Raw genomic sequence first — 21,679 nt, forward strand, 5'->3', positions numbered from 1 at the left:
GATTCAATAACGCAGTAACGTCAGAATATCGGCCAGTGATAGCCGATGAAATAGATAATTCCCGCAGAGATCACCCCCGCGACGACATCGTCGATCATGATGCCCATACCGCCATGCACGTTGCGATCGAACCAGCGAATCGGCCAAGGTTTCCAGATATCCAGACAGCGGAAGACGACAAACCCTGCCGCCACCCATTGCCAGTTATCCACCGGGATCGCCATCAGGGTAATCCACATGCCGACAAATTCGTCCCAGACGATGCTGCCGTGATCGTGAACGCCCATATCTTTCGCGGTCTGATGACACAGGTAAACCCCGATACAAATGCTCAGCATCACCAAGAGCGAATACAATTCAAGCGGCAGGAACGACATGAGATACCACAGTGGAATCGCCGCCAATGACCCTACCGTACCCGGCATCCAGGGAGACAGACCGCTGCCAAACCCAGTTGCTATCAGGTGCCACGGGTTACTCAGCCGTAAGCGGCGTTTTGCCACTTCAGCACCTTTCGCCTTGTTCGCAGAGTCAGTTTTGCTCGCTAAAATGGTCATACCCCTTCCAGTTCAGCTCGGTCGCTTTATTATCCCTGAAAAAACGTAGCCCTTCAGAGGAAGGCCCGATTTGCCCGATGCAGGTGTAGTCAGCGCCGAGATGCCCCAAGGCCAGCTCCAGCGCACCACGGTTAATTTCCGGCACGGTAAAGCACAGCTCATAGTCTTCGCCGCCAGATAGCGCCCAACGCAACGCCTGTTCTTCATCGACGCAGCCTCGCAGCCAATCAGATTGTGGGATCGCGTCCAGATTAATACGCGCACCGCACTCGCTGGCTTTAAGTATATGCTGTAGATCGGAGATGAGGCCGTCAGAAAGATCGATAGCCGAGCTGGCCAGATCGCGCAATGCCTGACCTTGCAGAATTCTCGGTTGAGGACGAAAGTGACGTTGGAGCAATCCCTGACGTGCCTTTTCATCCTCAACGTGCAATATATTCTGGAGAATAGCCAGACCAGCCGCGCTGTCGCCTAATGAACCGGTAACATAAATCCAGTCACCAATTCTGGCCCCACGACGCGTCAGTGCCCGACCTGCTGGCACCAGACCGTGGATAGTCAGCGTCAGGCTCAGTGGACCGCGCGTCGTATCGCCCCCCACCAACTGCATACCATAATAGTCAAGCAGCTCAAACAAGCTGTCGCTGTACGCGGATAGCCACTGGCTATTGCTTTTAGGGAGGGTAATGGCCAGAGAAAGCCAGGCAGGATCGGCACCCATTGCAGCCAGATCGCTTAAATTGACCGCCAGAGATTTGTAACCCAGATCGGCGGGATCGATATCAGGTAGGAAATGAACGCCAGATACCAGCGTGTCGGTACTCACCGCCAGCATCTGTTTATCTGCCACCGTCAGTAACGCACAGTCATCACCGATGCCTAACTCAACATCGCGACGTGAACTTCGGACCCGATTAAAATAGCGGGCAATAAGGTCAAACTCACCTTCAACCATAACCTTTCCAGCCAGCCTATCATTCAAAAGCGATCAGGGCCGGATATCCGGCCCTGATTCGATTCGTTTTACTTCTTGCCTTTCCGTACACTCGGAGCAGCTTTGTCTAGCACGCCATTCACAAACTTATGGCTATCTTCAGCACCGAAGATTTTAGCCAGTTCGATGGCCTCGTTAATCGCCACCTTGTAAGGAACGTCTTCGCGCTTGCTCAGCTCAAACATCGCCAAACGCAGAATCGCTTTTTCAACCTGTCCCAATTCCTCAATTTGACGAGACAGGAAAGGTGCCATCAGTTGATCAAGCTTCTCAGCCTGAGTGGCAACACCCGCCAGCAATTCACGGAAATAGGTAATGTCGACATCTTTGACATCCTGCTCGCTCAGGAATTGGTGTTCAACATCGGCAATATCATTTTTAGATAACTGCCAGGAGTAAAGCGCTTGAACCGCACATTCACGAGCGCGGCGACGAGCAGCAGGTTTCACGGAATTCCCCTTACTTAATCAGGCTTACTTAATCGCTTTCAATACATTAATCATTTCTAGCGCGGTCAAGGCAGCTTCAGCACCTTTGTTCCCCGCTTTCGTACCGGCACGCTCAATCGCCTGCTCAATGCTTTCCGTCGTCAGAACGCCGAAAGCAACAGGGATTTCACTGTCCATCGCAACAGAGGACAAGCCTGAGCTACATTCGCCAGCAACAAATTCAAAATGCGCTGTTCCACCACGGATGACCGTTCCCAGAGCAATCACGGCATCATATCCGCCATTTTTCGCGCTTTTGGTCAGCGCACGAACCGTCAATGGCAGTTCGTAAGCACCCGGCACCCAGACAACGGTGATGTTTTCGTCTTTAACCTGACCGATGCGTTTCAATGCATCAATCGCACCGTCCAGGAGGCTGTCGTTAATAAAATGGTTAAAACGCGCAATCACAATCGCCACACGGGCATCAGGAGTAGCAACAACACCTTCAATAACGTTCATAGCATTCCTTGTATCTGGTCTTTATGGCCCGCTAGGGGGGCGGATTCTATCATAATTTTTGTTGGCACGTATCCGGTTTTGTCGGACCTGCACTACGTATTTACATACACATCAGAATTTAGGTTTCAGGCGCAATCGCAAATCTGGGCCAATCTGGCGAACGTCTGCGATATCAAATTCCGGTGCCTGAGACAGCTGATCCAGCCCAGGCAAGAGGCACAGCGAACGGGCATTTTCACCCAACAGTTTGGGGGCAAGATAAACGATAAGTTCATCAACAACGCCAGCATTAAGCAGCGCACCGGCCAGACTGGCCCCGGCTTCAACCCAAACGGAGTTAATCTGCCGTCTCCCCAGCACCATCATCAGCGCCACCAGATCAACGCCGCCATTGTGCTGCGGTAACATCACTTGTTCAACGCCCTGCGGCCACGCTTGTTCATCCGCCTGCACGCGCGCCAGCCAGGTCTCACCCGGTTGGCTAACAATTCGATGCTGTGGCGTGACGCGCTGTCGGCTGTCCACAATCACCCGCACGGGCTGCCTGAGATCCGCTTCTGAATAGCGTTTCTGCACATCGGCACCCAGCTCTGACCAGCGTACGGTAAGCGAGGGATCGTCAGCTAACACCGTCGCACTGCTGCTCAGAATCGCTGCGCTCTCTGCACGAAAACGTTGCACATCCTGCCGTGCCTGCGGTGAAGTGATCCACTGGCTTTCTCCCGACGCCATCGCAGTACGCCCATCCAAAGACGCCGCCATTTTGAGCTGCACGTAAGGAAAGCCCGTCCGCATACGTTTCAGGAAGCCTACATTCACCTTCTCTGCTTCAGCCATCATCAAACCATGACTGACGGCAATCCCCGCTTGCTGTAGGCGATGCAAACCACGACCCGCTACCTGTGGATTCGGATCCTGCATTGCAGCAACCACGCGGGAAACGCCAGCAGCAATCAACGCATCGGCGCAAGGTGGCGTGCGGCCATGGTGGCTACACGGTTCCAATGTGACGTAGGCCGTCGCACCACGTGCACGTTCCCCCGCCATTCTCAGCGCATGCACCTCAGCGTGTGGCTCACCAGCACGAAAATGATAGCCTTCACCTACAATTTCGCCATCACGAACAATCACGCAGCCAACATTAGGGTTGGGTGCGGTCGTGAAACAACCACGACGCGCCAACTCTAACGCGCGCGCCATGTATAATTCATCCTGCGGCAAGTGGCCGTTTTCCTGAAAAACGCTCATTCCCGAACCTCTTATCTCCGTCGCGTTGACGCGACTTAATCCTGCAAACGCGCAATCTCTTCGCCAAACTCGCGGATATCTTCAAAGCTGCGATACACCGATGCAAAGCGGATATAAGCCACTTTATCCAGCTTTCTCAACGCTTCCATCACCAGATTCCCCACCATCTTGGTGGTAACCTCGCGTTCTCCGGTGGCACGAAGATGAGATTTAATGTGATTAAGCGCCATTTCGACGTCATCAGAACTGACTGGCCTTTTTTCCAGCGCTTTCAGCATGCCGCTACGCAATTTATCTTCATTAAAAGGCTCACGTACTTCATTGCTTTTAATGACTCGCGGCATCACCAGTTCAGCCACTTCAAACGTGGTGAAGCGTTCATGACAAACCAGACACTGCCGACGACGACGGACTTGCGAACCTTCGCCGACCAGACGGGAATCAATGACTTTGGTATCAACAGCGGAACAAAACGGGCAATGCATGATGTGTCCTGACCAGTAATCCTTAACGTAGCGACAGTTTACCCTGAATTAACGGACTAACCAAAACTCCTGATCCACGTTGCGAAGGGTTTCGCATCTCTCCCGGTAATAGGATGAAAAAAGCTGTCTCACCTATGACTTAGGCTTAATCGCAGCTAAACTCAGCAACAGGGATCAACGGATCAATGAATAAAACATCGAAAGGGGAACCACAGATATGAGAACCCGATATCGCGTACTGACCTTCCTGCCAGCGCTACTTTTGCTCGCAGGATGTGCTGAACAGCGCCAGATGCCCAAATTGCAGAACCAGATAGGTCAACTCAATCAGCAATTACAAACGCTGACCGATCAGGCCACGGCATTAGAGCGACAAAATGCGTTGAATTCCCAGTCCACCTCCGGCGTTTATTTACTGCCTGCCGCGCAAACCAGCACCGTGCTGGAAAGCAGTATTGGCAGACTCAACGTATCGTTACGCAATATCGAGACTGAAGCGAACGGAACAAGCGCGTTGTTGCACATTCGCACGCTTGATGCGAAGGGGCTACCAGCCTTTGGCGCACAGCTTGACTGGGGACGGCTCGATCCCGTGAGTGGGAAGCCTTTAGCTGGCGATACGCAAACACAGTCCTTTGTCGTCTCCCCGACTCTGTTACCAAAAGCCGAAGCGATTATTGAATTGCGCCTGAGCGGCCTGCCGCCGGAAGAACTCGGCTTTGTTCGTTTGCATCAGGTTCAGGAAATACAGAGTCCGCCGCCCGTTGCCGCAACCGAGTCCCCTTGATATATCCGTCATACTTCAAGCTGCATGTACGTTGGCTTTCCTCGCTCACCCCAGTCACTTACTTATGTAAGCTCCTGGGGATTCACTGTGTCGCCGCCTGCATGCAACTCGAATTATTTAGGATATAAAGGTATTTCCCAACGCTAAGATGCAAAAAACCCCGCAATGCGGGGTTTTTTATGTTTACAGTCAGCAGATTAAGGCAGGATAGACGGTTGGTCCGCTCCTTCTTTTTCCACTTTCTGAACGATCAGGTGTTCACGCTTCATACCCAGTTTCAACGCCAGAGCGGAAGAAACGTAGATAGAAGAGATCGTACCGATGATCACACCGATAAACATCGTCAGCGAGAAGCCATGCAACAAGGCGCCACCGAAGACCATGAGGATCACAATCATCGCCAGCGTGGTCGCTGATGTGATGATGGTACGCTGCAACGTCTGCGTCAGAGAAATGTTGGTAATCTCGTAAGGTGTGCCACGACGCACCTTGCGGAAGTTCTCACGAATACGGTCAGATACTACGATCTTATCGTTAAGTGAATAACCAATTACCGACATCAGCGACGCAATGATCGTTAGGTCAATCTCAATAGAGAACAGAGACAGCAGACCCATCGTGATGATCGCATCGTGCGCCAAAGCCAGCACGGCACTCATCGCCAGACGCCATTCAAAACGAAAACCGATGTAAATAAGGATAGCAATCAACGCAGACATCAGCGCCAATGCGCCCGCCTGTGCCAAATCACTCCCCACGCTCGGCCCGACAAACTCAATACGTTTCACCGTCGCATGCTGCTGGAAGGTATCATTAACTACCTTCAGCACTTTGTTACCGAGCGCTTCGTTCTCGCTGCCAGAAACGGGTGGCATACGCACCATCACGTCACGGCTGCTACCGAAATTCTGCACCTGCGGCTCTGAAAACCCAGAGGTCTCTAATGAACTGCGCAGGACATCGAGATCGATCGGTTGCTCAAGGTTGATCTCGATAACCGTACCACCGGTAAAATCGAGTCCCCAGTTGAAACCACGCACACCCATAATCGCGATAGAAGCGATGATCAGCAGACCGGAAATGACAAATGCCAATGTATCCCAGCGCATGAAATCATAGACTTTACGCCCATGATTGAGTTGTTCAATGTTGTATTCCTGTTCCTGTGCCACAACGCACTCCTAGATAGACAGCTTGTTGATACGTTTACCGCCGTAAAGCAGGTTAACGATGGCACGAGTACCGACGATCGCCGTAAACATTGAGGTCGCAATCCCAATCGCAGTCGTGATAGCAAACCCTTTGATAGAACCGGTACCAACCGCATACAGGATGATAACTTTAATCAACGTCGTGACGTTCGCATCAACAATCGAACTGAATGCACCTTTGTAGCCCTCATGAATGGCCTGTTGCACAGAGCGACCATTACTGAGTTCTTCTTTGATACGTTCGTTAATGAGTACGTTAGCATCGACGGCAACCGCCAGCGTAAGCACGATACCCGCGATACCCGGCATGGTCAGCGTCGCCCCCGGTAGCAGCGACATCACGCCGACAATCAACACCAGGTTAGCAACCAGCGCACTAGTCGCAATGACACCAAACTTCTTGTAGAAGAAGACCATAAAGAGAATCGATGCGATCAAGCCCCACAAACAGGCTTCCAGCCCCTGAGTGATGTTTTGCATCCCCAGCGTTGGCCCAATGGTACGTTCTTCAACGATTTGGATCGGCGCAATCAACGCCCCCGCACGCAACAGCAGAGAAAGCTGACGCGCTTCGTTCGGGTTATCAATGCCGGTAATACGGAAGCTGTTACCCAGTCGCGACTGAATCGTCGCTACGTTAATCACTTCTTCGTGTTTTTCCAATATCGAACGGCCAGTCGCATCTTTCTTGCCGCTGTCTTTGTATTCCACAAAGAGCGTCGCCATCAGCTTGCCGATACTGTCTTTGGTGAAGTTGGACATGGTGTTGCCACCCGCGCTGTCCAGTGAAATATTCACCTGAGGCTGGTTGTATTCATCCGTACTCGATGTCGAATCGGTAATATGGTCGCCCGTCAGAATCACACGCTTGAACAACACCACTGGTGAGCCGTCACGCATGTTCTTCACTTCAGAGTCGCCCGGCACACGGCCGTTCGCCGCTGCGGTTGCATCAGCATTACTGTTGACCAGACGGAATTCCAGCGTAGCGGTTGCACCAAGAATTTCTTTCGCGCGCGCCGTGTCCTGAATACCCGGTAACTCAACAACGATACGGTCAGCACCCTGACGCTGTACCAGTGGCTCAGCAACACCCAGTTGGTTCACACGGTTACGCAGGATATTGATGTTCTGCTGTACGGCGTATTCACGTGCTTCACGCAGACGTTCGTCAGACATCACTGCACGCAGCAGGTTGCTACCGCTGCTGCTGAGAACCAGATTGCGGTGACGAGTCGTCAGATAGTTGATGCCCTCATCACGCGTTTGAGCATCACGGAAACGAATTTCGACACCGTAATTATCAATTTTACGCACGGAGGCATAAGGAATGTTCTTCTCACGCAGATCGCTGCGCAAAGAGTCCATTGTTTGTTCTTGTAGTTTACCCAGCGCCGTATCCATATCCACTTCCATCAGGAAGTGAACGCCGCCGCGCAGGTCAAGCCCCAATTTCATCGGTTCAGCGCCCAACAACCGCAGCCAGGTTGGCGTAGCAGGTGCCAGGTTAAGTGCAACGACGAACTTTTCGCCCAGCTCATTCACGAGCGCTTCACGCGCACGGAGCTGAACATCAGGGTTAGAGAAGCGAGCCAGAATTGCACCGTTTTCCAATGCAATCGACTTACTGGTAATGTTCTGTTCTTTTAAAACATTCTGGACTTGGATCAGCGTCGTTTCGCTGGCGGCGGTTCCCCGCGCGCCAGTAACTTGTACCGCCGGATCCTCACCATATAGGTTAGGAAGTGCGTAGAGCAGGCCGACAAACAACACCACGACCAGCATCAGGTACTTCCACAAAGGATAACGATTTAACACGGCAGTTCCCTTCGGGAAAATCGGAAATTACAGGGCCTTAATCGTGCCCTTCGGCAGCACGGCAGCCACGAAATCACGTTTGATAACCACTTCATTGGTCTCGTTCAACGCAATCGCAATATAGCCAGTTTCGGACACTTTGGTTACGCGACCAACCAGACCACCGGTCGTTAAGACTTCATCGCCCTTGCCGATAGAATCCATTAACTTTTTGTGTTCCTTGGCGCGTTTTTGCTGAGGACGCAGGATCATAAAGTAGAAAATCAGACCAAAAACGGCCAGCATAATAACCAGAGAGTACGGGCTTCCCTGAGCCGGAGCGCCGGTTGCAGCTACAGCATCGGAGATGAAAAGACTCATTTAAATATCCTCTTTTTTGTCAAAAGATAAGCTATCAAAAAGATAAGTTATCAACCTTACAATCGTGAAAACGCTTCACAGCAAAATGCAATTCATAGCAAACGGGCTGTCAGTTGCTTGTGGCAACGTCTTTTTCAGCAAGCGGCGGAATGGGTTTGCCTATCCGTTGGTAAAAATCCACCACAAAGTGCTCTAATTTACCCTCTTCAATGGCCTGACGTAAACCCGCCATTAAACGCTGATAATAACGCAAGTTATGAATGGTATTGAGTCGTGCTCCGAGTATTTCGTTGCAACGGTCAAGATGATGCAAGTAGGCGCGGCTATAATTGCGACACGTGTAGCAATCACAGTGTTCATCCAGCGAGCTGACGTCATCTTTATGCTTCGCATTACGGATTTTCACTACGCCATCAGTCACGAAGAGATGCCCGTTACGTGCATTGCGCGTTGGCATCACACAGTCAAACATATCAACACCGCGGCGAACACCTTCGACTAAGTCTTCCGGCTTGCCAACGCCCATCAAGTAGCGTGGTTTATCTTCTGGAATCTGCGGGCAAACGTGCTCCAGAATACGGTGCATATCTTCTTTCGGCTCACCGACAGCCAAACCGCCCACAGCGTACCCATCAAAGCCAATGTCTACCAGCCCTTTTACGGATACATCACGTAAATCTTCGTAAACACTTCCTTGGATAATACCGAACAGCGCATTTTTATTCTCCAGCTCATCAAAACGCTGACGGCTACGTTTTGCCCAGCGCAGAGACATCTCCATCGAGCGTTTGGCGTAGTCCCAATCAGCAGGGTACGGCGTACATTCATCAAAGATCATGACGATGTCGGAACCGAGATCGTGCTGAATCTCCATCGATTTTTCCGGGCTAAGGAAAATCGAGTCCCCGTTGATCGGGTTACGGAAATGCACGCCCTGTTCGGTAATCTTGCGAATATCGCCGAGGCTGAACACCTGAAAACCGCCGGAATCCGTCAGAATCGGGCCGTGCCAGTTCATGAAGTCGTGCAGATCGCCATGCAGCTTCATGATTTCCTGACCGGGACGCAGCCACAGATGGAACGTATTGCCGAGCAGAATCTGTGCGCCGGTCTCTTTCACTTCTTCCGGCGTCATGCCTTTCACCGTGCCGTACGTCCCCACGGGCATAAAAGCCGGAGTTTCCACTACGCCACGTTCAAAAATCAATCTACCGCGTCGCGCACGGCCGTCCGTTGTTTGTAATTCGTACTTCACTTAGCCTCCAGCATCAGAAAAACAGTCTGATGGTAATGATGTATTAACACCTGACAGAGCGTGGTCTGTGGCGTTCCTATTATGTGGAAAGCGGGTTTATCCCACTTTTTCCTGTTCGGCCATCAGGTTATGCGTAATAAACATCGCATCACCGTAGCTGAAAAAACGATATTGCTCTGCCACCGCCTGACGGTAGGCAGACATCGTATTCTGGTAACCGGCAAAGGCAGACACCAGCATGATTAACGTCGATTCGGGTAAATGGAAATTGGTCACCAGCGCATCGATAATGCGGTAGCGATAGCCCGGATAGATGAAAATTTTGGTATCGCCGAAGAACGGTTCGATAGCAGCGTTCTGGCTGGCCTGCGCGGCACTTTCCAGTGAACGAACCGAGGTGGTGCCAACGGCGATTACGCGGTTTCCCCGCGCTTTGCACGCCAGAACAGCATCAACGACGTCTTGCGGCACTTCGGCATATTCGGCGTGCATGATGTGATCTTCGATCGTATCGACGCGTACAGGCTGGAAAGTCCCCGCACCCACGTGCAGCGTAACAAACGCCATATCGATGCCTTTCTCGCGCAGCGCGGCCAACATCGGCTCATCAAAATGCAAGCCCGCCGTCGGTGCCGCTACGGCACCCGGACGTTGGCTATACACCGTCTGATAAAGCTCACGGTCGGCGTCTTCATCAGGTCTGTCGATATAAGGTGGCAACGGCATGTGGCCGATGTCATTCAGGATCGACAGAACATCGCGAGAATCATCGAAATGCAGCTCGAATAGCGCATCGTGGCGAGCCGCCATCGTAGCTTTGACGCTTTCGTCATCGCCCAGTAGCAGCTCTGTGCCCGGCTTCGGCGCTTTTGACGCTCGAACGTGCGCCAGCACCCGATGGTCATCCAACACGCGCTCGACCAGCACTTCCAGTTTGCCGCCGCTGGCTTTACGGCCAAACAGACGAGCAGGAATCACGCGTGTATTGTTGAACACCAGCAGATCGCCGGGATTCAGTTTATCCAGCAAATCGGTAAACACACCATGCGTCAGATTTCCCGTCGGCCCGTCCAGCGATAGCAGGCGACAACCACTGCGTTCCGCTTGTGGATAATGGGCAATCAATGATTCAGGAAGTTCAAACGAAAAATCGGCAACACGCATGGCAATTCACTTAGCTGTAATACATTAAAAATGGGCGGCCTAGTCTAGAGCCGCAAGCGCATGGCTGCAAGAAATAAGCATCTGAGTCGTGGAATGCATTATACCCAATAGATTTCGAGATACAGGAAGGCGGCAACTGAGGGAGTCCCCAGGAGCTTACATCAGTAAGTGACTGGGGTGACCAAGGGCAGCCAACGAGCCTGTAACTCGAAAGATGAAGGGTATATACTAGCGCCATGAATTTTCTTGCTCACCTCCACCTGGCCACGCTGGCCGACAGCTCCCTATTAGGTAATCTGATGGCGGATTTCGTGCGCGGCAACCCGCAGGACAGCTACGCTGACGAGATCGTCGCGGGTATTCGTCTGCATCGTCGCGTTGATTCACTGACCGACAGCCTGCCGGAAGTCAAACAGGCGCGTCAGTATTTCAGCGATGAATTCCGCCGCGTTTCGCCCATTACGCTAGATGTCCTGTGGGATCACTATCTTGCGCGTCACTGGCTACAGCTGGTGCCGGACACGCCCTTGCAAACCTTTATTGACGGTGCACAATCACAAATCGAACCGCATCTGGCACTGACGCCTGAACGCTTTCAGAACCTGAATCGCTATCTGTGGCCGGAACGCTGGATGACCCGTTACGCAGAGCTGCCGTTTATCGCCGATGTGCTGCACAGAATGTCGGTACGCCGCCCAAAACTGGCTGCGCTGTCCGGCTCTTTTCAGGATATCGAGCAGCATTATCACCAATTTGAAACACTCTTCTGGCAGTTTTATCCACGGATGATGCAATTAGCGAAAGCGCAGCAGCTGTAAGAACGCGATTTTTCCGTTTTTCTACGCGACGTATTGTCCTTTCCGTCAAAAGGGATAATGTAGCCCCTTGAAAGGAAATAGCGATGAGTTCAATAGACAGAAGCTATCTCATTGATTGGTCTCTTTGCCTGTATTCACTCAGGTAGAGTCCCTATACTAGTCGCTGTTTTTTATATCATCCGATCACTAACCGCTATCTACAGGAGTAATTATGGTCCTGGTAACTCGTCAAGCCCCAGACTTCACCGCAGCTGCCGTTTTAGGCAGTGGCGAAATCGTCGAAAATTTCAACCTGAAGAAGCACATCAACGGTAAAGCTGCCGTGATCTTCTTCTGGCCGATGGACTTCACCTTCGTTTGTCCGTCAGAGCTGATTGCTTTCGATCACCGCTATGCCGAGTTCAAGAAACGCGGTGTAGAAGTGGTTGGCGTTTCCTTCGACTCCGAGTTTGTTCACAACGCATGGCGTAAAACCCCTGTGGACAAAGGCGGCATCGGCGAAGTGCAATATGCGATGGTTGCTGATATCAAGCGCGAAATCCAGAAAGCCTACGGCATTGAGCACCCAGAAGCGGGTGTTGCACTGCGTGGTTCTTTCCTGGTCGACAAAAACGGCGTAGTTCGTCACCAGGTGGTGAACGATCTGCCGCTGGGTCGTAACATCGACGAAATGCTGCGTACCGTTGACGCCCTGCAATTCCACGAAGAGCACGGCGAAGTGTGCCCGGCGCAGTGGGAAAAAGGTAAATCCGGTATGGGCGCGTCACCAGACGGCGTAGCGAAATACCTGTCTGAGAACGCAGACAAGCTGTAATTCCTCATTCTGCCGACATGGCAATATGATGACCAAGCCAGTTGCTAAGCGACTGGCTTTTTCTTTGCCCGCCATTTACCCCTCTGTTCTTCTTCACCTCTCACAGACTCTTCCCTGCGATATCTTAAATAATACAAAAGGTTGACTAGGGGCGCTAAATCCTTAGCCTTAAAGCCACATCGTGTTAATGCACGACAGATTCATTGGAATAAAAGGAGAACGCATGCAACAAAACCTCACGCTGTGGCTGAGAGAAGCTGAGATACAACACGCGAGCATCATTGCGTTACTGATTGTTCTTGGGCTGATATTGCTCATTTCTGCCGTCATCCACCTGATTTTGCATCAGGTTGTGCTGAAAAGAATGGTACTGCGTTCGCTCAATAAGCCGGGAAAAACCGAGGGGCACGGGTGGAAACAGGCACTGACGCAACACAACTTGTTTAATCGGCTGGCCTTCTTGCTGCAAGGGGTGATCCTCAATATTCAGGTCTTTGTGTGGCTTCCCGCGCAGAGTGAAACTCGCGAAACGCTGATCATCTGTTCCCAAGTGTGGATCATGATCTTTGCGCTGCTGTCCCTATTTTCGCTCCTTGATGTTCTGCTCAACGTTTCCGCCCGAACCAAAGTCGCGGCCCAATTGCCGCTGCGCGGTATCTTCCAGAGTCTGAAGCTGATTGCCACCATCGTCATCAGCATTATGGTCGTGTCACTGCTCATCGGGAAATCGCCACTGATTCTGATTAGCGGATTAGGCGCGATGGCCGCCGTCCTGATGTTGGTGTTCAAAGATCCGATTATGGGATTGGTGGCAGGTATCCAACTCTCCGCCAACGACATGTTAACGCTGGGCGACTGGCTCGAAATGCCGAAATACGGCGCTGACGGGGCCGTTATCGATATCGGTCTGACAACGGTAAAAGTGAGAAACTGGGACAATACTGTCACCACCATTCCCACCTACGCGTTAGTCTCCGATTCCTTTAAGAACTGGCGTTCAATGTCCGAATCAGGAGGACGGCGCCTCAAGCGCAGTATCAATATCGATACCACCAGCGTGCATTTTATGACGGAAGACGGGCAGGCGCGATTGCTGCGCAGCAAGCTGCTGTCGCCTTATATTCAGAACAAGAAGAGTGAACTGGAGCAACATAATGCACAGTCCGATTGCGATCTGACATCACCGCTGAACGGCCGTCGTTTGACGAATTTAGGTACGTTTCGCGCCTACCTTCAGGTTTATCTGCGCACGCATCCGGGTATTCATAAAGGCATGACGCTGATGGTGCGGCAGCTTGCGCCAACGTCAGAAGGGGTACCGCTGGAGATTTATGCGTTTACCAACACGACCGCTTGGGTCGATTACGAAAGCATTCAATCTGACATTTTCGACCATATTTTTGCGATCTTACCGGAATTCGATCTCCGCGTTCATCAAATACCAACCGGCCACGATATGCGGGTCATGGCACAGCAAATGACGGCTCCGAAAGCGTAATATCGATTCAAAAAAAGCGCTCCAACAGGAGCGCTTCTTCTGACAACAAGCGACTAGCTTAATGCTATGCCGCTACCGCATTCTGACGCTTCTTCTTCCAGACATAGCCCACTAAAAGCAGCACTATCCAAATGATGCCGACATACAGCGACACGCGCGTGTCCGGGAAGTAGCCAATCAAACCAATGATGAAGAACAGGAAGACGATGCCGAACACGGAGGTCACAATGCCGCCGCGCAGTGGGAACGCCAGCGCCTTCACTTCATCTGGGCTCAGACGGCGGCGGAAGGCGATCTGAGAAAACAGAATCATGATCCACACCCACACCGTGGCAAACGTTGCCAGTGAAGCAATCACCAAGAAAACTTTGCCAGGCATAATGTAATTCAGATACACCGCTACCAGCAGCGCCATCATCATCACAACCACCGTGACCCACGGGATACCACGCTTGGAAAGGCGGCTAAACACCTTCGGTGCGTGCCCCTGCTCCGCCATCCCGTGCAGCATTCTGCCGACGCCGAAGACATCGCTGTTAATCGCCGACAGCGACGCGGTAATCACGACAAAGTTCAGGATACCTGCCGCCGCCGTAATGCCCATATGCTGGAATGTCAGCACGAACGGGCTTCCGTTAGTGCCTACCTGATTCCACGGGTAAATCGACATAATCACGAACAGCGTACCGACATAGAACACCAGAATACGCCATGGCACAGAGTTGATCGCACGAGGGATAGACTTCTGCGGGTCTTTGGCCTCACCGGCCGTAATCCCGATAATCTCGACGCCGCCATACGCAAACATCACCAGTTGCAGCGACAGAATCATCCCCATCACACCGTTACTGAAGAACCCGCCATTGCTCCAGAGGTTGTGGATACCCGTCGGTTCCCCCCCGTTGCCAATCCCCCAGATGATGATGCCGATCCCAGCAGCGATCATGATGATAATGGTGGCCACTTTGAAGAAAGAGAGCCAAAACTCCAGTTCACCAAAGGCTTTCACATTCATCAGGTTAATGGCACCAATGATAAGCACTACGCTCAGAACCCACACCCAGTGCGGCACGGCAGGGAACCAGACGCCCATGTAGATACCAAACGCGGTCACATCAGCAATGGCAACAATCAGCATCTCAAAACAGTAGGTCCAGCCGGTGATATACCCCGCTAATGGCCCGAGATAATCCTGCGCATAGCGGGAAAACGAGCTGGACTGCGGGTTGTGCACCGACATTTCACCCAGTGCGCGCATGATGATATACGCGACAACCCCACCGATCAGATAAGCCAGTAATACACTGGGGCCAGCCATTTGGATCGCACTCGCGGAACCATAAAACAGACCGGTTCCGATTGCCGAGCCAAGGGCGATAAAGCGGATATGCCGCGTGCTTAACCCACGCTTGAGCTTGGAGGATGGTTGTTCCATTGATAAGCAACCCTGTCTTATATAAAGGAAAATTTTACAAAAAGAAAAACCACAGGCAAAAACCTGTGGTGCATAAACCCAACCTTGTGCTGGAGCAGTACGCTATCCCTACCGCCCCAGCGCTATCAGGCATTAACGATGTTATTGATGTACCGTAACTTCCTGACGACCACAAAGTCTGTCGTAAATCACCGCAACCAGTAAGATCAGCAGTGACGGTGGCAGCCAGGCCAACCCTTGCTCGCTCAGCGGCAGGTTGAGGCTCCACTCTGGCAACAGCGATTTGAAGGCCGACGATTTTACACCATCAATCATGCCAAATAACAGACTGACTAACATGACCGGGGCCACAATACGTGAAGCGCTATTCCACCAACGCAGCGTAAAGCTCAATAAAACCAGAATGATACACGGTGGATAAATCGCCGTCAGTACAGGAATGGAAAGTTGAATCAGATGGCTTAAGCCCAGATTAGACACCACCATCGAGAACGTTCCCAACACAAATACCAGCGTGCGGTAAGACAACGGCAGGTATTGCGCAAAGAATTCAGCACAAGCACAGGTCAGCCCCACCGCCGTCACCAGACACGCGATGAAGATTAACAACGCCAGGAAGCTGCTTCCCATATTGCCAAACGAATGTTGCACATAGGCATGGAGAATTTCAGCACCGTTCTGCGCCTGCGGCACCAGTTCACCGCTGACAGAACCGAGCTGGAACAGGCTCAAATAGACTAATGTCAGGCCAATACCGGCAATCAAACCCGCCCACATGGTGTAACGCGTCAGCAGCACAGAGCTGGTCACCCCACGCGAGCGCGCAGCATTCACGATCACGATACCAAAGACCATTGCACCCAGCGTATCCATCGTCAGATAGCCGTTAACAAAACCATTAGAGAACGGCAGTTGCTCATACGTTTCTGTCGCCGGGATAGGCGAACCGGCAGGCCACAGCACCGCAGCAATACCCAGTACCGCCAGCGCAATGATCTTTAACGGTGCCAACACATGGCCGACCGTATCCAGCAGTTTGCCCGGATACAGGGAAATCGCGATCACAATGGCAAAATAAATCAGGCTATAAATCAGCAGAGGAGAGGCTCCGTTGCCGACCAAAGGCGCCAGACCGACTTCAAACGAGACGGTTGCCGTGCGCGGCGTTGCGAATAGTGGCCCAACGGCCAAATAGCACACGGTCGCCAGAACAACACCGGCCTTTTTACCAATCGGCGAGCTCAGCGCATCAACGCCACCGCCAACCCGGGCAAGCGCGATCACGGTCAACACCGGTAGGCCAACCGCCGTCAGCAGAAAGCCGAGCGCTGCGGTCCAAACGTGCTCTCCCGCCTGCAATCCCACCATAGGCGGGAAAATAATATTTCCTGCCCCCACGAACAAAGCAAAGGTCATAAAACCTAATGCCACGATATCTTTGGAAGTTAAACGATGACTCATAGTTATGTCGTGTTGCCTGTATCAAATCGATAAAAAGAAAACGGTGCCGTTTATCGCCGCCAGAAGCCATTCACAAAGGGCTAGCGCGAAGCTGACGCCAACACTCTGGAAACGTGAAAGATGGCGAGCATAGAGGAGTTATTTTTTGCACAGCCATATTGGGTGCTAAGTAAAACGTTTATAGCGTAAAAAGACAAGTAGAGATCCAAAAACCAGAGTATCAAGCCTAACTATGCCAAAAAGTAAGAATATAAATTGGTTTATCCTGATTTGCATAACACATGATTTGCGCATTTATCGATATTTCATTGCAATAAAACTGACAAAAACTGGAATAAAATGCGCTGTTCGATCATAAAAAAAACATATTTCACAAAAGCGTCGCGAATAGAAAGCCGGATAACGGCCACAAAAAAGGCCGGATCGAATGATCCAGCCTCTGTATGTCTGTTGCAGAATAGCGCGCTACCTCATCGGTATCACCACACGCGATTGGCGATATCCACAACAAGCTTCAACTTATTCCACTGCTGCTCTTCCGTCAGGCTATTGCCCTCTTCCGTTGAAGCAAAGCCACACTGTGGGCTCAGGCAAATCTGGCTGAGATTGATATATTTTGCCGCTTCCGCGATACGCGCCTGCACAACTTCAGCCTCTTCCAGCTCACCGTTCTTCGTGGTGATCAGTCCCAGTACCACCTGCTGATGACCCGGCTTCACAAAACGCAGCGGCTCAAACCCGCCCGCTCTCTCGGTATCGTATTCCAGGAAGAACGCATCGACATTCACTTCGCCAAACAGAATTTCTGCCACAGGCTCGTACCCGCCTTCAGAAATCCAGGTCGAGCGGAAATTACCGCGACAAACGTGTAAACCGATCACCAGATCCGCAGGCTTATCAGCCAGCGCTTTGTTCAACACATCAGCATAGGTCCGTGCCAGCTGTGCCGGATCTTCACCACGTTCACGGATCTGGCGTTTTTGATCGTCAGAGCACAGGTAGGCCCATACGGTGTCATCCAGTTGCAGGAAGCGACAGCCTGCGTCATAAAATGCGTGAATCGCATCGCGCCAGGTTTGTGCCAAATCGTCGAAATAGTCAGCCAGATCGGGATAAACCGTCGCATCAATCGCTTTGCGGCCGCCGCGGAAATGCATCACGCTAGGGCTTGGAATCGTCATTTTAGCGACCGCATCGCCAGAAATGCTGTTCAGGTAGCGGAAATGATCGAGCATCGGATGCTGGGAATTGAAGCTCACTTTATCCACAACGCGAATCGCATGGGATTTGGTCTGAATACCGTTGAATTGAATACCGTGATCGGCTTCGTAGCGCTCCACGCCGTTCAAGTCGGCAAAGAAGTCGAAGTGCCACCAGGCGCGACGCAGTTCACCATCCGTCACAACCTGCAGGCCCGCTTCACGCTGCTTTTCTACTACCCGCAGAATCTCGCGATCTTCAATGCTACGCAGCGCAGCATCATCAATCTCACCTGCCTGATGCTGAAGACGTGCTTCCTTAATCGCGGCTGGACGCAAGAAACTGCCGACGGTATCGGCACGGAAAGGGGATAAGGTGTTCGCCATATGTCGCTCCTGACATGTTGCCAGCACCGACCTTCAGGAAAGAAGCGTACTGACAGATAGTTTCAATATGAAATATTTGCCCAGAGGGATAATTACATTTAATTTTATTTAGCCATCTGGACGTCTAAATTTAAAACTATCCTGTCACGTGGCGAATCACAGGGCAATAGAAGAATTTTCACGTCACGTGAAGAAAGTTCATGTAACGTGAAAACATCGCAAATTCGTAGTGGAAAGAGAAATTATTCCGGCAGGCCAATCAGCTGACGCGCCTGATGACGCGCTGCTTCCGGCAGTGGCAAATAACCATCCTGATTCACCAACGACTGCCCCGTTTCAGACAGCACTCGCGCTAAAAATGCCGCCGTCAGCGCTTCCAACGGTTGGCTGGGCGCCTTGTTCACGTAGATATAGAGATAACGGGTATAGGGATACAAACCGCTGCGGATATTTTCAGTCGAGGGATAAATGTAGTCGGTGCCTTGTGCGGCTAACGGCAGCATTCTCACGCCGCTGGTACGAAAGCCCACGCTGGCATAGCCGATGGCATCGGTTGACGCCGCAACTGCCTGCACAACGGACGCCGAACCCGGCAACTCATTAACCTGAGGAAGGAAATCGCCACGGCATAGCGCCTTTTGCTTAAAGAACCCATAGGTTCCCGACGCAGAATTTCGTCCATAGCGCAGTAGCGTGCGTTTTTCCCAATTGCCGTGCAGGCCGAGATCGCCCCACTGTTTTATCGGCTGGTGGTTACCGCAGCGCTGCGTAATCGAAAAGATGGCGTCCAACTGCGACAAGTTCAGCCCCGGCAGCGGGTTATCCTGATTGACCAGCACGACCAACGCATCCATTGCCACCGGCACCGCCAGCGGCGGGTAGCCATAATGCTGGACGAACGCCTCAACTTCGCTGGCCTTCATCGCCCTGCTCATCGGCCCAAGCTGCGCGGCACCCGATGCCAGAGACGTCGGCGCAGAGGACGACCCAGCGGCCTGAATCTGTAAATTCACGTTCGGGTAATGCTGGCTGAAATCCGCCGCCCAAAAGGCCATCAGGTTAGCCAGCGTATCCGACCCCGCGCTGGAGAGGTTACCCGCCAACATCTGGCGAGGCTGCGCGGAGCACAACGCGCTGAGCAGCAGTAAAAAAGCGCCCGCAATACGAGTGGCGGATGTCATAGATAGCGTTTTCCGTCAGGCTGAAGGTTTCACCGTATTTTCAGCCAGAGAGGCAGGGACAATCAACCGATTCGGCAACGTAAAGACGAAACGTGAGCCCAGCCCATCCTCACTCATGATTTCCAGACGGGAATCATGATGGCTAAGCGCATGCTTAACAATCGCCAGCCCCAAGCCGCTACCGCCGGTTTGTCGTGAACGCGCCTTATCCACCCGATAAAAACGTTCCGTCAGGCGCGGCAAGTGCTCGGCCGCAATGCCCGGCCCGTTATCGCTGACCTGAAACTGTGCGCCCTGTGGGATCTTCTGCCAGCAGACTTCGATACGCGTTCCCTCTGGCGTATGGTTGACCGCGTTATACACCAGATTGGATACCGCACTGCGCAGCTGTTCTTCATTACCAAACACGCGGAGGCTTTCGTTCACACGAAAGACGATCTCATGTCGCCCTTGACTCAGCGTCTGCGCTTCACGCTGAAGTACGCGCAGCATCAATGGAATATCGACCTTTTCATTCAGATCGATTGCCGTCGCCGCCTCAATACGGGACAAGGTGAGCAGCTGTTTGACCAACCCGTCCATGCGTCGGGTCTGCTCCTGCATGGTATTCAGCGCTTTCCCGCGCAGCGCCGCATCAAGCGTTTCTTCCTGCATCATTTCCAGATAACCCTGCAACACCGTCAGCGGCGTACGCAGTTCATGGCTCACGTTGGCAAAAAAGTTACGTCTGGCGCCTTCCAACTGGTGCATTTGCGTAATATCACGCACCACCATCAGTAGCTGGCCTTCGGAATAGGGCATCACGCGGAATTCAACATGGTGGGAATTATTCAACTGCAGCGTGAGAGGACGGCTAAAATCCTGTCCTTTCATGTAATTCGTGAATTCGGGATAGCGTAATAAGTTGAGGATATTCTGACCGTTATCTTCCGGCCAGCGGAAATTCAACAGGTGCTGCGCCAGATGGTTACACCAGAAGATCGTGCCTTCTTCGGTGGTGATCACCACGGCATCGGGTAAGGATTCGGCACCGCTGCGAAACCGCTTAATCAGAAGCGCCAGTTCCCGACGTCGGCGTCGATTACGCAACTGCATCTGATAGAGCCCGTAAAACAGCGGCTCCCAGCTCCAGCGACCAGGTGGTGGCGTCATGCTGCGGTCAACCCACAGCCAATAAGAGAGTTTTAGCTGGTTATAAAAATTCCAGCACAGTAAGCCTAATACGGCGACCAGCAGAAACCAGGGCAGATAGCCAAAAATCAGCCCCAGCAGTAAAGCGGGCAAACAAAAAAAAGCTAGCTCCAATGCCAGCCTTTTCCAGGATAAACGTTCTAGCACGTTAATGTGTCTCCGGTTACGATCACCTCAGTAACGCGTTGAAAAACGGTAGCCCGTTCCCCGAACGGTTTGCACCATTTTGTCATGTCCGCTGGTTTCCAGCGCTTTACGCAGGCGACGAATATGGACGTCGACAGTACGATCCTCAACATAAACGTTAGTGCCCCAAACGTGATTCAGCAACTGTTCCCGGCTATAAACACGTTCAGGATGCGTCATAAAGAAATGCAGCAGTTTAAATTCCGTCGGTCCCATGTCCAACGCGTGCTCTTCGGTCGTCACGCGATGTGAGGAAGGATCGAGGCTCAAGCCACGCATTTCAATCACTTCTTCCACTGCCATCGGTGAAATGCGGCGCATGACGGCTTTGATACGCGCCACCAATTCTTTGGGTGAAAACGGTTTGGTAATGTAATCATCCGCTCCCACTTCAAGCCCGCGCACGCGGTCTTCTTCTTCGCCACGCGCGGTCAACATCATCACCGGGATATCACGCGTTAGCGCCTCGCGCTTCATATGCTTAATGAATTGCAGGCCCGACCCGCCTGGCAGCATCCAGTCCAATAACACCAGTTCCGGGAATGGCTCCGACAGTTGCGTTACCGCGCTGTCATAGTCTTCAGCTTCAACGGGTTGATAACCATTTTGTTCCAGTACAAAGCAGACCATTTCACGAATTGGTGCTTCATCTTCCACGACTAATATGCGTTTTGCCATTG

General features: G+C 52.1%; 21 protein-coding genes. 4 read left to right on the forward strand and 17 right to left on the reverse strand.

Annotated features, from left to right (window positions below):
* Positions 1-20: 20 nt before the first annotated feature.
* From pgpA to nrdR, 6 genes are all read right to left on the reverse strand, one after another.
* The gene (gene pgpA, locus QWJ20_RS05290) at positions 21-557 is read right to left on the reverse strand and encodes a phosphatidylglycerophosphatase A (RefSeq protein WP_433992013.1); all 537 of its coding nucleotides are present in this window, start codon (positions 555-557) and stop codon (positions 21-23) included.
* Entirely contained in the window at positions 532-1,512 is a 981-nt protein-coding gene (gene thiL, locus QWJ20_RS05295; protein ID WP_433992014.1) for a thiamine-phosphate kinase, read from the reverse strand. The genes pgpA and thiL overlap by 26 nt, the downstream gene beginning before the upstream one ends.
* 68 nt (positions 1,513-1,580) lie before the next feature.
* The gene (nusB, locus tag QWJ20_RS05300; RefSeq protein ID WP_010282066.1) at positions 1,581-2,000 is read right to left on the reverse strand and encodes a transcription antitermination factor NusB; all 420 of its coding nucleotides are present in this window, start codon (positions 1,998-2,000) and stop codon (positions 1,581-1,583) included.
* Positions 2,001-2,024: 24 nt separating this feature from the next.
* Complete coding sequence (gene ribH, locus QWJ20_RS05305; RefSeq protein ID WP_039485449.1) at positions 2,025-2,501, reverse strand: 6,7-dimethyl-8-ribityllumazine synthase; 477 nt, start codon at positions 2,499-2,501, stop codon at positions 2,025-2,027.
* A gap of 111 nt (positions 2,502-2,612) precedes the next feature.
* Positions 2,613-3,749: a bifunctional diaminohydroxyphosphoribosylaminopyrimidine deaminase/5-amino-6-(5-phosphoribosylamino)uracil reductase RibD gene (gene ribD / locus QWJ20_RS05310; protein ID WP_174870843.1), complete on the reverse strand. Its 1,137-nt coding sequence runs from the start codon at positions 3,747-3,749 to the stop codon at positions 2,613-2,615.
* Between the two features lie 35 nt (positions 3,750-3,784).
* Entirely contained in the window at positions 3,785-4,234 is a 450-nt protein-coding gene (gene nrdR / locus QWJ20_RS05315; protein ID WP_010282042.1) for a transcriptional regulator NrdR, read from the reverse strand.
* 217 nt (positions 4,235-4,451) lie between these two features.
* Here nrdR and QWJ20_RS05320 point away from each other — a divergent pair, with 217 nt between their 5' ends.
* Positions 4,452-5,021, forward strand: a complete 570-nt coding sequence (locus tag QWJ20_RS05320; protein WP_039485445.1) for a DUF3251 domain-containing protein — start codon at positions 4,452-4,454, stop codon at positions 5,019-5,021.
* Between the two features lie 197 nt (positions 5,022-5,218).
* Here the strand turns inward: QWJ20_RS05320 and secF are convergent, their stop codons facing one another.
* The 5 genes from secF to queA form a co-directional block, all read right to left on the reverse strand.
* Positions 5,219-6,130 carry a protein translocase subunit SecF gene (gene secF / locus QWJ20_RS05325; RefSeq protein WP_217451075.1) on the reverse strand — a complete coding sequence of 304 codons (912 nt, stop codon included), beginning with the start codon at positions 6,128-6,130 and terminating at the stop codon, positions 5,219-5,221.
* A 72-nt stretch (positions 6,131-6,202) separates the two neighbouring features.
* Positions 6,203-8,050, reverse strand: a complete 1,848-nt coding sequence (gene secD, locus QWJ20_RS05330; RefSeq protein ID WP_071822569.1) for a protein translocase subunit SecD — start codon at positions 8,048-8,050, stop codon at positions 6,203-6,205.
* 27 nt (positions 8,051-8,077) lie between these two features.
* A complete protein-coding gene (gene yajC, locus QWJ20_RS05335) occupies positions 8,078-8,410 on the reverse strand; it encodes a preprotein translocase subunit YajC (protein WP_010282033.1) in 333 nt (110 codons plus the stop codon).
* A gap of 109 nt (positions 8,411-8,519) precedes the next feature.
* Positions 8,520-9,665: a tRNA guanosine(34) transglycosylase Tgt gene (gene tgt, locus QWJ20_RS05340; RefSeq protein WP_039485440.1), complete on the reverse strand. Its 1,146-nt coding sequence runs from the start codon at positions 9,663-9,665 to the stop codon at positions 8,520-8,522.
* 96 nt (positions 9,666-9,761) lie between these two features.
* Entirely contained in the window at positions 9,762-10,829 is a 1,068-nt protein-coding gene (gene queA / locus QWJ20_RS05345; protein ID WP_433992015.1) for a tRNA preQ1(34) S-adenosylmethionine ribosyltransferase-isomerase QueA, read from the reverse strand.
* Between the two features lie 236 nt (positions 10,830-11,065).
* Here queA and QWJ20_RS05350 point away from each other — a divergent pair, with 236 nt between their 5' ends.
* The 3 genes from QWJ20_RS05350 to QWJ20_RS05360 all read left to right on the forward strand — a co-directional run bounded on the left by QWJ20_RS05350 (position 11,066) and on the right by QWJ20_RS05360 (position 13,959).
* Complete coding sequence (locus QWJ20_RS05350; protein ID WP_095698752.1) at positions 11,066-11,647, forward strand: ACP phosphodiesterase; 582 nt, start codon at positions 11,066-11,068, stop codon at positions 11,645-11,647.
* 211 nt (positions 11,648-11,858) lie between these two features.
* Positions 11,859-12,461 carry a peroxiredoxin C gene (locus QWJ20_RS05355; RefSeq protein ID WP_095698751.1) on the forward strand — a complete coding sequence of 201 codons (603 nt, stop codon included), beginning with the start codon at positions 11,859-11,861 and terminating at the stop codon, positions 12,459-12,461.
* A gap of 223 nt (positions 12,462-12,684) precedes the next feature.
* Positions 12,685-13,959, forward strand: coding sequence for a mechanosensitive ion channel family protein (locus tag QWJ20_RS05360; RefSeq protein WP_433992016.1), 1,275 nt, complete (start codon positions 12,685-12,687; stop codon positions 13,957-13,959).
* Between the two features lie 64 nt (positions 13,960-14,023).
* Here the strand turns inward: QWJ20_RS05360 and proY are convergent, their stop codons facing one another.
* From proY to phoB, 6 genes are all read right to left on the reverse strand, one after another.
* Positions 14,024-15,394, reverse strand: a complete 1,371-nt coding sequence (gene proY / locus QWJ20_RS05365; RefSeq protein ID WP_039514062.1) for a proline-specific permease ProY — start codon at positions 15,392-15,394, stop codon at positions 14,024-14,026.
* Between the two features lie 141 nt (positions 15,395-15,535).
* Positions 15,536-16,855 carry a branched-chain amino acid transport system II carrier protein gene (gene brnQ / locus QWJ20_RS05370; protein WP_039485425.1) on the reverse strand — a complete coding sequence of 440 codons (1,320 nt, stop codon included), beginning with the start codon at positions 16,853-16,855 and terminating at the stop codon, positions 15,536-15,538.
* Between the two features lie 479 nt (positions 16,856-17,334).
* A complete protein-coding gene (locus QWJ20_RS05375) occupies positions 17,335-18,441 on the reverse strand; it encodes a cobalamin-independent methionine synthase II family protein (protein ID WP_433992017.1) in 1,107 nt (368 codons plus the stop codon).
* A 242-nt stretch (positions 18,442-18,683) separates the two neighbouring features.
* A complete protein-coding gene (locus tag QWJ20_RS05380; RefSeq protein ID WP_433992018.1) occupies positions 18,684-19,622 on the reverse strand; it encodes a PstS family phosphate ABC transporter substrate-binding protein in 939 nt (312 codons plus the stop codon).
* A gap of 15 nt (positions 19,623-19,637) precedes the next feature.
* Positions 19,638-20,960: a phosphate regulon sensor histidine kinase PhoR gene (gene phoR / locus QWJ20_RS05385; RefSeq protein ID WP_095698746.1), complete on the reverse strand. Its 1,323-nt coding sequence runs from the start codon at positions 20,958-20,960 to the stop codon at positions 19,638-19,640.
* Positions 20,961-20,987: 27 nt separating this feature from the next.
* The gene (gene phoB, locus QWJ20_RS05390) at positions 20,988-21,677 is read right to left on the reverse strand and encodes a phosphate response regulator transcription factor PhoB (RefSeq protein WP_005975981.1); all 690 of its coding nucleotides are present in this window, start codon (positions 21,675-21,677) and stop codon (positions 20,988-20,990) included.
* Positions 21,678-21,679 lie beyond the last annotated feature (2 nt).

Source organism: Pectobacterium sp. S5, from assembly GCF_051707265.1.
Classification (GTDB): Bacteria; Pseudomonadota; Gammaproteobacteria; order Enterobacterales; family Enterobacteriaceae; genus Pectobacterium; species Pectobacterium polare.